The sequence below is a fragment of the Actinomadura sp. genome, from assembly GCF_044508335.1.
In the GTDB taxonomy this organism is placed as follows: Bacteria; Actinomycetota; Actinomycetes; order Streptosporangiales; family Streptosporangiaceae; genus Spirillospora.
In genome coordinates this window covers 1-10389 of record NZ_JBIQHY010000173.1, presented here as the reverse complement: position 1 = coordinate 10389, position 10389 = coordinate 1, and the positions used below count along the sequence as shown (strand labels likewise).

Sequence of the window (10389 nt, the reverse complement as noted above, 5' to 3'; positions counted from 1 at the left end):
GTACGCCGACGGAGTGTGACTGCGCCCAGGATTAGGGCTACGACTGTGAACGCCGCTATGACGGTTACGTCGAGGGTGAGGGTGGCGGTGAAGTCGGGGCTGGCGCTGATCTCCTGCATGCCCTCTACCGCGTACGACAGGGGTAGGACGTCGGAGGTCACGTTCAGCCAGGTCGCCATGTCGTCGCGCGGCATGATCAGCCCGCAGAGCAGCATCTGCGGGAGGACGAACGCGGGCATGAACTGGACGGCCTGGAATTCGGTCCGGGCGAACGCGCTGGCGAACAGGCCGAGCGACATGCCGAGCAGCGCGTCCAGCACGGAGACGAGGATCAGCGATCCCAAGGAGCCGTTCAGGTCGAGGCCGAGCCAGGTCAGCGAGATCGCCAGCACGAACCCGACCTGCACGAGCGCGAGCAGGCCGAAGGCGAGCGCGTAGCCGAGGAGCAGGTCGAGCTTGCCGAACGGCATGGTCATCAGGCGTTCGAGGGTGCCGCTCGTCCGCTCCCGGAGGGTGGCGACGCTGGTCACGACGAACATGACGATGAACGGGAACAGGCCGAGCAGCATCGGCCCGAGCCGGTCGAACAGCATCGGCTGGTCGAACACGTAGCGCAGCAGGACCATCAGCAGCGTCGGGACGGCGACCAGCAGCGCGAGCGTGCGGTGGTCGTGCCTGAGCTGCACGAGGATGCGCCGCATCGTGGCGAACGTGACGGCCGCGCTCATGCCGGGCTCCCGGTCTTCTCGGTGATCAGGTGCAGGAACGCCGCTTCGAGGTCGGCCGTGCCGGTGCGGGAGCGCAGCCCGTCCGGGGTGCCGTCGGCGAGGATCACGCCCTCGCGCATGAGGAGGAGGCGGTCGGTGCGGCCCGCCTCGTCCATGACGTGGCTGGTCACGACGAGGGTGGCGCCGCGGTCGGCGAGTTCGCGGAACAGCTCCCACAGCTCCTGGCGCAGGAGGGGGTCGAGGCCGACGGTCGGCTCGTCCAGGACGATCAGTTCGGGCGCGCCGAGCAGCGCGACGGCGAGGTTGGCGCGGCTGAGCTGCCCGCCGGACAGCGTCGCGGCGGTCTGGTCGCGGTTCCGGCCGAGCCCGACCTCGTCGATGACGCGGTCGACGTCCGAGCGGGGCGCGCGCAGCACGGACGCGAAGTAGCGCAGGTTCTCGGCGACGGTCAGGTCGGCGTACACGGCCGGGGACTGCGTCGCGTAGCCGACGCGGCGGCGCAGCCCGGCCGACCCGGCGGGTTCGCCGAGCACGGTCACCGTGCCGCTCTTCACGATCTGGACGCCGACGAGCGCCCTGATCAGCGTGGTCTTCCCGCAGCCGCTCGGGCCGACCAGCCCGAGGACCGAGCCGCGCGGGACGTCGAAGGTGAGCCCGTGCAGCACCTCGCGGCCGCCGCGCACCACCCGCAGGTCGCGGACGCTCACGGCCGGCTCGGCGCCGCTCGCCGGGCTAGAACTCATCATGTGTTGAATTTATGCCGTCGCCCGAACCCGGTCAAGGGGTCCGGGCATGGGCCCGCGCGCGGCGGGCGTGCGGGGCGGGGGTCAGGAGGTCAGGTAGCGCTGGATGGTGGGGGCCACCAGATCGATCAGCTCGTCCTCGGAGGCGGACGCCAGCGGCTCTATGCGCAGCACGTAGCGCAGGATCATCAGGCCGATCATCTGGCCGGCGGCCGCCTGGATGCCGAGCGGCGGCGCCTCGGTGGCCTGCCGGGCGCGGCCGAACAGGGCGACCGAGACGAACTCGCGCAGCAGCGCCGCCGCCCGCTCGTTCGTCATCGCCGAGCGGAGCATCGCCAGCATGGGGGCGCGGCGGTCGTCGTCCCCCCACACGTCCAGGAACGTGCGGACCATCGTCTCGCCGAGACGGTCGCGGGGGGCCGCCATGACGCGCGGCAGGATGACGGACGGGTCCACCGGGAAGCGCATCGCCTCGATGAACACGCCCTCCTTGTTGCCGAAGAAGTGGTGGACGAGGGCGGGGTCGACGCCGGCGGCGCGGGCGATGGCGCGCAGCGACGCGCCGTCGTAGCCCTTCTCGGCGAACAGCTCGCGGGCGGCGGCCAGGATCTGCTCGCGGGTCTCGGTCGGGCCGGGCCGGCGGCCCCGCGGCGCGGCGGTGCTGGTCACCGGGCGCCCCGGCGGGTGACCTCCCCGGCCGGCGTGACCTCCCAGGTGCGGTCGGCGGCCGCGAGATGCAGGCGGGCGAACGCCAGGGCCTCGGCGAGGTCCTCCATCCGCTCGACGCGGCTGGACGCCCGCCGGGTGTTGACCTCCAGGACGATGTGCCCGCGGAAGCCGCCCTCGGCGAGGTTCTCCAGCATCGCCCCGCACGGCTGGTTGCCCCGGCCGGGGACGAGGTGCTCGTCCTTGTTCGTGATGCCCACGCCGTCGGCGAGGTGGATGTGCCGCAGCCGATCGCCCAGGCTCCCCGCCATGTCGATGGCGTCCGACCCGGACACGGCGGTGTGGGACAGGTCGAGGGTGACGTGCGGGTAGTCCTGGTCGACGGGGTTCCAGTCGGGCAGGTACATGCCCGCTTCGGCGCCGCGCGCCTTGAGCGGGAACATGTTCTCCACCGCGAACAGGACGTCCGTCTCGTCCTGCATGCGGGCGAGGCCCTCGACGAACTCCTTGGCGTAGTCGCGCTGCCAGCGGAACGGCGGGTGGACGACGACGACCTCGGCGCCCAGCGCCTCGGCGACGTCCTTGGAGCGGATGAGTTTGCCCCAGGGCTCGCGCCCCCACACCCGCTGGGTGAGCAGCAGGCAGGGCGCGTGGATCGACTTGATGGGCACCTGGTGGTAGTCGGACAGCCGGCGCAGGACGTTCAGGTCCTGCGAGGAGGCGTCCGTGGAGACCATGACCTCGACGCCGTCGTAGCCCAGCAGCGCGGCGATCTCGAACGCGCTCGGTACCTTCTCGGGGTAGACCGACGCGGTGGAGAGCGTGATCGGCGCGTCCGGTACCCGGAGAGCCGGTGTACTGACGCCGTTGTGCTGCGGGGTCAAGGCTTCCTCGCCAGGAATGATCGCTCGACGGTGTGATCGGGCCTGATGGTCATCGGGTTCGCACGGTAAAGCCTATGCGGCGGCGGCCGTGATGAAACAACCGCCCGGAGTGATCCTCATTGCTCTGCCCCCGGCGCCGACTACCCTCGGTCGCCGTGGCCGAGATCGCGCCGGGCGCCGTGCCGAGCCCCAACATCTGGAATTCCCCGCAGGTCTACGAGGTGGAGAACCGCGCCGTCGACCCCGACGGCGTGCTCGCCGGCGCGATGCACGCCATTCGCCCGTGGGACGGCGCCGACGTCCTGGACGTCGGCTGCGGCACCGGCTTCCACCTGCCGTTCTTCGCCGCGGCCGCGCGCCGCGTGATCGGCGTGGAGCCGCACGCCGCGCTCGCCTCGGCGGCGGCGCGCCGCACCCGCGGCCTCCCCAACGTCACGGTCCGTGTCGGCGCGGCGCAGGCGTTGCCGCTTCCGGACGCCTCGATCGACGTCGTCCACGCCCGCTGGGCGTACTTCTTCGGGCCGGGCTGCGAACCGGGCCTCCGCGAGCTGGAGCGCGTCGTCCGGCGCGGCGGGGCGATCTTCATCATCGACAACGACGCCACCCGCTCCACGTTCGGCCGCTGGTTCCGGCGCAGCCTGCCGGAATACGACCCGGCCGCCGTCGAGCGGTTCTGGTCGCGGCGCGGCTTCTCCCGCGAGGCGCTGACGATCCGGTGGTCGTTCCAGAGCAGGGACGACTTCGCCTCCGTCCTGCGCATCGAGTTCCCGCCCGAGCTGGCGGACGACTGCCTGCGCGAACATCCGGGCACCGAGGTGGACTATGCCGTTAATTTGTGGTGGCGTTGCCCCTGAGTTACTGACTGGTCGGTCATACAGGAGGTGCGGACCATGGGCCGTGTCACTGCTGGAAGAGCGCTCGGCGGCCTCGCCGCCGCCACCGCCGTCGGCGCGGCCGGCGCCGGGGCCGGGCTGGTCGCCCAGCGCCGCGCCATGCGCCGGCTCCAGCTGCGCCCCGACCCCTTCGCCGGCGAGCCGTTCGGGTCGCTGCGCGGCCGCCCCGTCCCCGTCCGGGCCGAGGACGGCACCCGCCTCTACGCCGAGATCGACGGCGCCGACCGCACCGACCTCGCCGTCGTGTTCTCGCACGGCTGGACCCTCACCCAGGACTCCTGGCACTTCCAGCGCAAGGCCCTGCGCGGCCTCGGCCGGCTCGTCTTCTGGGACCATCGCGGCCACGGCCGCTCCGACGGCGGCGCCCGCGACGGGTACGCGATCCCCCGCCTCGCCGCCGACCTCGCCGCCGTCATCGAGGCCACCGTCCCCGCCGAAACGCCCGTCGTCCTCGTCGGCCACTCCATGGGCGGCATGACGGTCATGCGCTACTGCGACGAGAACCCCGGCCTCGTCGGACGCAAGATCATCGCGACCGGGCTGCTGTGCACCTCGTCCGGCGCCCTCGGCGAGGTCACCCTCGGCATGCCCGCGCTCGTCGCGCGCGCCACCCACCGCGTCCTGCCGCGCGCCCTCGCCGCGCTCGGCGCCGGGTCCGGCGCCATCGAGAAGGTCCGCCACCTCGGCCGCGACGCCGCCACCCTCGTCGAGGACCTCGTCGCCTTCGGCCCGGACGCCAGCCCCGCCGCGGTCGCCTTCTCCGAGCAGATGATGACCGAGACCCGCATGGACGCGTTCGCCGACTACTTCCGCTCCATGATCACGACGGACGTCATCAGCGACTGCGCGTCCCTCGCCGGCGCCGACGCCCTCGTCATCGGCGGCGAGAACGACATGCTCACCCCGGTCGAGCACAGCCTCAAGATCGCCTCCTGCGTCCCGTCCGCGCGGCTGGAGGTCGTCCCCGGCGCCGGCCACATGGCCATGCTGGAACGGCCGGGCACCGTCTCCGACCACCTCGGCGACCTGATCGAACGCGCCCGCAAGGCGCACGCCGCGTAACTGTCGGCGGCGGGCTCTAGGCTGCCGCGCATGGCGAAGGCGAAGACGGCCAAGGCGGCCTACCGGTGCTCGGAGTGCGGGTGGCAGACGTCCAAGTGGGTCGGGCGCTGCGGCGAGTGCCAGACGTGGGGGACGGTCACCGAGGCGGCGTCCGCCACGCCGGCGCGGGTCGTGTCCGCGGGCCCGGTCAGCGCCCCGGCGCGGCCGATCGGGCAGGTGGACGTCCGGTCGGCGCGGACGCGGCCCACGGGCCTGGACGAGCTCGACCGCGTCCTCGGCGGCGGCATCGTGCCGGGGGCCGTCCTGCTGCTGGCCGGGGAGCCGGGCATCGGGAAGTCGACGCTGCTGCTGGAGGTCGCCGCGCTCGCCTCGACCGCGGCCGAGGGCGGCGCCGCGGAGGGCGGCGCCGCGAACGTCCTCTACGTGACCGGCGAGGAGTCGGCCGAGCAGGTGCGGCTGCGCGCCGACCGGGTCGGCGCGATCACCGACCGCCTGTACCTCGCGGCGGAGACCGAGCTGTCGGCGATCCTCGGGCACATCGACTCGGTGGAGCCCTCGCTGCTCGTCGTCGACTCCATCCAGACGATCGGGACGTCCGAGGTCGACGGCGCGCCCGGCGGCGTCACGCAGATCCGCGAGGTCGCCGCGAACCTGATCAGGGTCGCGAAGGAGCGCGGCATCACCGTCGTCCTCGTCGGCCACGTCACCAAGGAGGGCGCGATCGCCGGGCCGCGCCTGCTGGAGCACCTGGTCGACGTCGTCCTCTACTTCGAGGGCGACCGGCACTCGCGGCTCCGCATGATCCGCGCGGTGAAGAACCGGTACGGCCCCACCGACGAGCTGGGCTGCTTCGACCTCTCCGAAGTCGGCATCGTCGGGCTGCCCGACCCGAGCGGCCTGTTCCTCACCCGCCGCGAGGAACCCGTCCCCGGCACCTGCGTGACCGTCACCCTGGAGGGCCGCCGCCCGCTCGTCGCGGAGGTGCAGTCGCTCGTCGCGAAGTCGCACCTGCCCGCGCCGCGCCGGGCCGCGTCCGGGCTGGACACCTCCCGCGTGGCGATGGTCCTCGCCGTCCTCGCGCAGCGCTGCAAGATCTCCATGCACGAGCAGGACGTGTACGTCTCGACGGTCGGCGGGGTGCGGCTCAGCGAGACGTCCGTCGACCTGGCCCTCGCCCTGGCCGTGGCGGGCTCGACGGTCGAGCAGGCGCTGTCCAACAGCCTGATCGCGCTCGGCGAGGTCGGGCTCGCCGGGGAGGTCCGCGTCGTGCCCGGCGTCCAGCGGCGGCTCGCGGAGGCGGTGCGGCTCGGTTTCAAGCACGCCGTCGTCCCGCGCGGCTCCCTCGAACTCGCCGACGGATCGCCGCTGCGGCGCGCGGACCCGCAGCTCAGCAGCTACGAGGGCATGAAGGTGATGGAGGTGGACAGCCTGCAGCAGGCCCTGCAGGTCGCGTTTACGGCGCCCTGACGGGGTCACGCCAGAGTATTACTGCACACAACTCAGGCTTGCGACCTGGGGAGGAACCAGGGTCCGGTCCGCCTCGGTAAACTGACGCCGTCCAGCGACCTCCGGGGGTCAGGTGCCAGCACACGACAAGGGTCATGACGAACGACGCCGCGCCACCTTGGCAGCGGTGGCCCCGGGCACCCAGATCCGCGACGGACTCGAGCGGATCCTGCGGGGCCATACCGGCGGCCTGATCGTCCTCGGCTACGACAAACCGGTCGAGGAACTCTGCACGGGCGGTTTCGAACTCGACGTCGAGTTCTCCGCGACCCGGCTGCGCGAGCTCGCCAAGATGGACGGCGCGATCGTCCTCGACCACACCCACACCCGCATCGTCCGCGCCGCGGTCCACCTCGTGCCCGACTCGACCATCCCCACCGAGGAGTCGGGGACGCGGCACCGCACCGCCGAGCGCGTCGCCCGCCAGACCGGCCTTCCGGTCATCTCGGTCAGCCAGTCGATGCACATCATCGCGCTGTACCTGGACGGGATCCGCTACGTCCTCGAAGACTCGGCGGCCATCCTCTCCAAGGCCAACCAGGCCCTGGCGACGCTCGAACGCTACAAACTCCGCCTGGACGAGGTCTCCGGCACCCTCTCCGCCCTCGAAATCGAAGACCTCGTCACCGTCCGCGACGTCAGCGCCGTCGTCCAGCGCCTCGAAATGGTGCGGCGCATCGCCGACGAGATCGAGGGCTACGTCGTCGAGCTCGGCACCGACGGCCGCCTGCTCTCCCTCCAGCTGGACGAGCTGGTCTCCGGCGTCGACGCCGACCGGGAGCTGATCGTCCGCGACTACCCGTCCGACGACACCCGCGCCCGCGGCGTCGCCGCCATACTGTCGTCCCTCGACACCCTCACCGCGAACGAGCTGCTCGACCTGTCCACGGTCGCCGAGGTGATGGGCTTCGCCGGCCCGGACGCCCTCGACCTGCCGGTCAGCCCCAAGGGCTTCCGGCTCCTCGCGAAGGTCCCGCGGCTGCCGAGCATGGTCGTCGAACGCCTCGTCGAGCACTTCGGCGGCCTGCAGAAACTCCTCGCCGCCAGCATCGACGACCTCCAGGCGGTCGGCGGCGTGGGCGAATCCCGCGCCCGCAGCGTCCGCGAGGGCCTCTCCCGCCTCGCCGAATCCTCGATCCTGGAACGCTACGTCTGACCGGCGCACGCGGCCGCCGGGCACCCTCCGCGATCGGCGGGGGCGGGACCCGCGACCGGGCGCGGCGCCTCCGGAACGTTCCGCGGGTCAGCGGAGCTGGAAGACGCGGCCCTTGACCTTCATGCCCTTGAGGGAGGCGACATAGGTGCCGGGGCGGGCGCGGGTGCCGCCCTTGCAGCCGCGCTCACGGTCCCAGGTGACGGTGTCGACGTAGGGGATCCCGCGGCGGAGCTTCTCCTTGGGCGCGTCACCGCGGCGGCACTCGGCGGACGACCAGATGCGGTCCGGCCCGGACGTGATGCGGACGTCCAGCGAACCCGTGTCGAACGTGCAGGTGCCGGTGCCGATGTTGACGACCGTGATCCGGAACTCCGGCCGCTCGGAGCCCCTGTAGGTGGTGCCGGCGGCCGACATGTTCACGACGAGGTCCGCGTCGCCGCAGGGGCCGCCGTCGCCCCCCGCTTGCGGCTTGGGCGTGGTCGTCGTGGTGACCGTGACCGTCGGCATCGCGGTGGGGGGCGGCGCCGGCGCGCTCGCGCTCTCGGCCGCCTTCGCGTCCCCGACGGGCTCGCCCTTCCCCGTCCCGGCGCACGCCCAGGCCAGCAGGCCGACCGCGCCGAGCACGCCCGCCAGGGCCACCGCGCGGCGCCGCCAGTACTGGTCCAGCCCCGAACCCCCAGAGTCACGTCGAGTACTCGGACACATACGGTCAGTATGCATTCAGTGAACCGGAAAGAGGGGACGACCCGCCGCGTGCCACAATGGCCGCGCACCATGAACCTGAACTCCGCCTACACCGCCCCGATCCTCGACTGGTACGAGGCGAACGCCCGGGATCTGCCGTGGCGGGCGCCGGACGCGACCCCGTGGGGCGTCCTCGTCAGCGAGATCATGCTCCAGCAGACGCCGGTCGCCCGCGTCCTGCCCGTGTGGGACGCCTGGATGACGCGCTGGCCGACCCCTGCCGCCCTCGCCGCCGAACCGTCCGGCGAGGCCGTCCGGGCGTGGGGGCGGCTCGGCTACCCGCGCCGGGCGCTGCGGCTGCACGAGAGCGCCCGCGCGATCACCGAACGGCACGGCGGCGAGGTGCCGTCCTCCCACGAGGAGCTGCTCGCGCTGCCCGGCATCGGCGCGTACACGGCCGCCGCCGTCGCGAGCTTCGCGTTCAAGCAGCGGCACGCCGTCCTCGACACCAACGTCCGGCGCGTCCTGGCCCGGCTGGTGTCGGGCGTCGAGTACCCGCCGAAGTCGCAGACGAAGGCCGAGGCGGCGCTCGCGGAGAGCCTCCTGCCGGTCGATCCCGCGACCGCCGCCCGCTGGGCCGTCGCCGTCATGGAACTGGGCGCGCTGGTCTGCACCGCCCGCACGCCGCGCTGCGTCGACTGCCCGGTGCTCGGCCAGTGCGCGTGGCAGCTGGCCGGACGTCCCGCCTACGACGGCCCGCCGCGCCGGGGCCAGACGTACGCGGGCACAGACCGCCAGTGCCGGGGCCGCATCCTGGCCGTACTGCGGGACGCGGACGGCCCGGTCGCGAAGCCGGCCCTCGACGTCGTCTGGTCGGACGCCGTCCAGCGCGAACGCGCCCTGGACGCCCTCATCGCCGACGGCCTGGTCGACCCCTTGGACGACGGCCGCTACGCCCTCCCCGCCTGACGGAGCCCTCACCTCATGGGACACCCACCCCCGTCCGAGCGCGTCGCTCATATCTGGTCGTCGTCGGCCTGCGCGGGTGCCGACCCCCCGTCTGAGGGCGTCGCTCGCGGCCACATGCGCGTCCTCCGCGTCGCCGCGGAAAATGGTTCGGCGGCGAGGCCGAGGCGGCCGTAGCGTACCGGCGTGCGTGATCTGCTGAGCCTGCCGAAAGCCCATCTGCACGTCCATCTGGAGAGCACCATCCGGTGGTCCACGCTCCGGGAGATCGGCGCGGCGAACGGCGTGCGGGTGCCCGGCGACGTGGGCTCGTTCGGCGACTTCGCCTCGTTCTTCGCCCAGAACGACCTCGTCCGTGCGTGCCTGCGCCGCCCCGGCGACTTCCGCCGCATCGCCTACGAGTTCTGCGAGGACGAAGCCGCCCAAGGCGTCCGCTACGCCGAGGTGTCGTTCACGGCGGCCGGACACGGCGAACGGCTCGGCGACCTCGCCATGCCCCTCCAGGGCGTCTTGGAGGGCCTGGAGGCCGGGCAGGAGGCGTTCGGGATCGAGTGTCGCCTCATCCTCGACCATTCCCGGCGCCGCTCGGTGGAGCGCGCCTGGAAGACCCTCGAACTCGCCCGCCGCCACGACCGCGTCGTGGCCGTCGGCCTCGCAGGCGACGAGGCGCACCCGGGCGACCCGTTCACCGACGTCTTCGCCGCCGCCCGCGACGCCGGGCTGCACGTCGTCCACCACGCGGGCGAAGGCGAGGGGCCCGCCAGCATCCGGCAGGCCATCGGCCCCGGCCGCGCCGAGCGCCTCGGCCACGGCATCCGCGTCCTGGACGATCCCGGCCTCGTGGCGGAGGTCCGGGGACGCGGGATTCCCCTGGAGGTGTGCCCGTCGTCCAACGTCGCCCTCGGCTTCGTCTCCTCCCTCGGCGCGCACCCCCTCCCCCGCCTCCGCGACGCCGGCCTGCTGGTCACCCTCAACACCGACATCCCGGCACTGATCAACACGTCGCTGACCACGGAGTACGCCAACGTGCGCGACGCCTTCGGCTACGACGACCGCACCGTCGCCGAACTGGCCCGCGACACCGTGACCGCGTCCTTCGCC

The 10389-nt window shown here is 72.9% G+C and carries 11 protein-coding genes; 6 read left to right on the top strand and 5 right to left on the bottom strand.

Translation table 11 applies throughout. The features are described from left to right. From ACIWVC_RS32830 to ACIWVC_RS32815, 4 genes are all read right to left on the bottom strand, one after another. Nucleotides 1-728: ABC transporter permease (locus tag ACIWVC_RS32830; protein ID WP_396455036.1), on the bottom strand; the 728-nt coding region annotated here is incomplete at its 3' end. Continuing rightward, nucleotides 725-1474, bottom strand: a complete 750-nt coding sequence (locus tag ACIWVC_RS32825; RefSeq protein WP_396452441.1) for an ABC transporter ATP-binding protein — start codon at nt 1472-1474, stop codon at nt 725-727. The genes ACIWVC_RS32825 and ACIWVC_RS32830, both read right to left, overlap by 4 nt. A gap of 81 nt (nt 1475-1555) precedes the next feature. Continuing rightward, nucleotides 1556-2140 carry a TetR family transcriptional regulator gene (locus tag ACIWVC_RS32820; RefSeq protein ID WP_396455035.1) on the bottom strand — a complete coding sequence of 195 codons (585 nt, stop codon included), beginning with the start codon at nt 2138-2140 and terminating at the stop codon, nt 1556-1558. Then, a complete protein-coding gene (locus ACIWVC_RS32815) occupies nt 2137-3021 on the bottom strand; it encodes a sugar phosphate isomerase/epimerase family protein (protein WP_396452437.1) in 885 nt (294 codons plus the stop codon). The genes ACIWVC_RS32820 and ACIWVC_RS32815 overlap by 4 nt, the downstream gene beginning before the upstream one ends. Nucleotides 3022-3176: 155 nt before the next feature. On the opposite strand from ACIWVC_RS32815, the gene ACIWVC_RS32810 reads away from it, so the two are divergent. The 4 genes from ACIWVC_RS32810 (at nt 3177) to disA (ending at nt 7638) form a co-directional block, all read left to right on the top strand. Next, nucleotides 3177-3875: a class I SAM-dependent methyltransferase gene (locus ACIWVC_RS32810; protein ID WP_396452435.1), complete on the top strand. Its 699-nt coding sequence runs from the start codon at nt 3177-3179 to the stop codon at nt 3873-3875. Nucleotides 3876-3911: 36 nt separating this feature from the next. Further along, nucleotides 3912-4976, top strand: a complete 1065-nt coding sequence (locus tag ACIWVC_RS32805; protein WP_396452433.1) for an alpha/beta fold hydrolase — start codon at nt 3912-3914, stop codon at nt 4974-4976. Nucleotides 4977-5006: 30 nt separating this feature from the next. Continuing rightward, the gene (gene radA, locus ACIWVC_RS32800; RefSeq protein WP_396455034.1) at nt 5007-6443 is read left to right on the top strand and encodes a DNA repair protein RadA; all 1437 of its coding nucleotides are present in this window, start codon (nt 5007-5009) and stop codon (nt 6441-6443) included. 112 nt (nt 6444-6555) lie between these two features. Next, entirely contained in the window at nt 6556-7638 is a 1083-nt protein-coding gene (gene disA, locus ACIWVC_RS32795; RefSeq protein ID WP_396452429.1) for a DNA integrity scanning diadenylate cyclase DisA, read from the top strand. Between the two features lie 87 nt (nt 7639-7725). Here the strand turns inward: disA and ACIWVC_RS32790 are convergent, their stop codons facing one another. Next, nucleotides 7726-8343 carry a hypothetical protein gene (locus ACIWVC_RS32790; protein WP_396455033.1) on the bottom strand — a complete coding sequence of 206 codons (618 nt, stop codon included), beginning with the start codon at nt 8341-8343 and terminating at the stop codon, nt 7726-7728. Between the two features lie 69 nt (nt 8344-8412). Between ACIWVC_RS32790 and ACIWVC_RS32785 the strand changes: the two genes are divergently transcribed. Both ACIWVC_RS32785 and add read left to right on the top strand, forming a co-directional pair. Next, nucleotides 8413-9291: an A/G-specific adenine glycosylase gene (locus ACIWVC_RS32785; protein ID WP_396455032.1), complete on the top strand. Its 879-nt coding sequence runs from the start codon at nt 8413-8415 to the stop codon at nt 9289-9291. A 183-nt stretch (nt 9292-9474) separates the two neighbouring features. Beyond that, nucleotides 9475-10389, top strand: a 915-nt coding sequence (gene add / locus ACIWVC_RS32780) for an adenosine deaminase (protein ID WP_396455031.1), incomplete at its 3' end; no start/stop codon positions are given.

Excerpts from the sequence above, each read along its gene's own strand:
- ACIWVC_RS32825 (WP_396452441.1), bottom strand. The coding sequence starts at position 1,474 with ATGATGAGTTCTAGCCCGGCGAGCGGCGCCGAGCCGGCCGTGAGCGTC.
- ACIWVC_RS32790 (WP_396455033.1), bottom strand. The coding sequence starts at position 8,343 with ATGTGTCCGAGTACTCGACGTGACTCTGGGGGTTCGGGGCTGGACCAG.
- ACIWVC_RS32805 (WP_396452433.1), top strand. The coding sequence starts at position 3,912 with ATGGGCCGTGTCACTGCTGGAAGAGCGCTCGGCGGCCTCGCCGCCGCC.
- radA (WP_396455034.1), top strand. The coding sequence starts at position 5,007 with ATGGCGAAGGCGAAGACGGCCAAGGCGGCCTACCGGTGCTCGGAGTGC.
- ACIWVC_RS32785 (WP_396455032.1), top strand. The coding sequence starts at position 8,413 with ATGAACCTGAACTCCGCCTACACCGCCCCGATCCTCGACTGGTACGAG.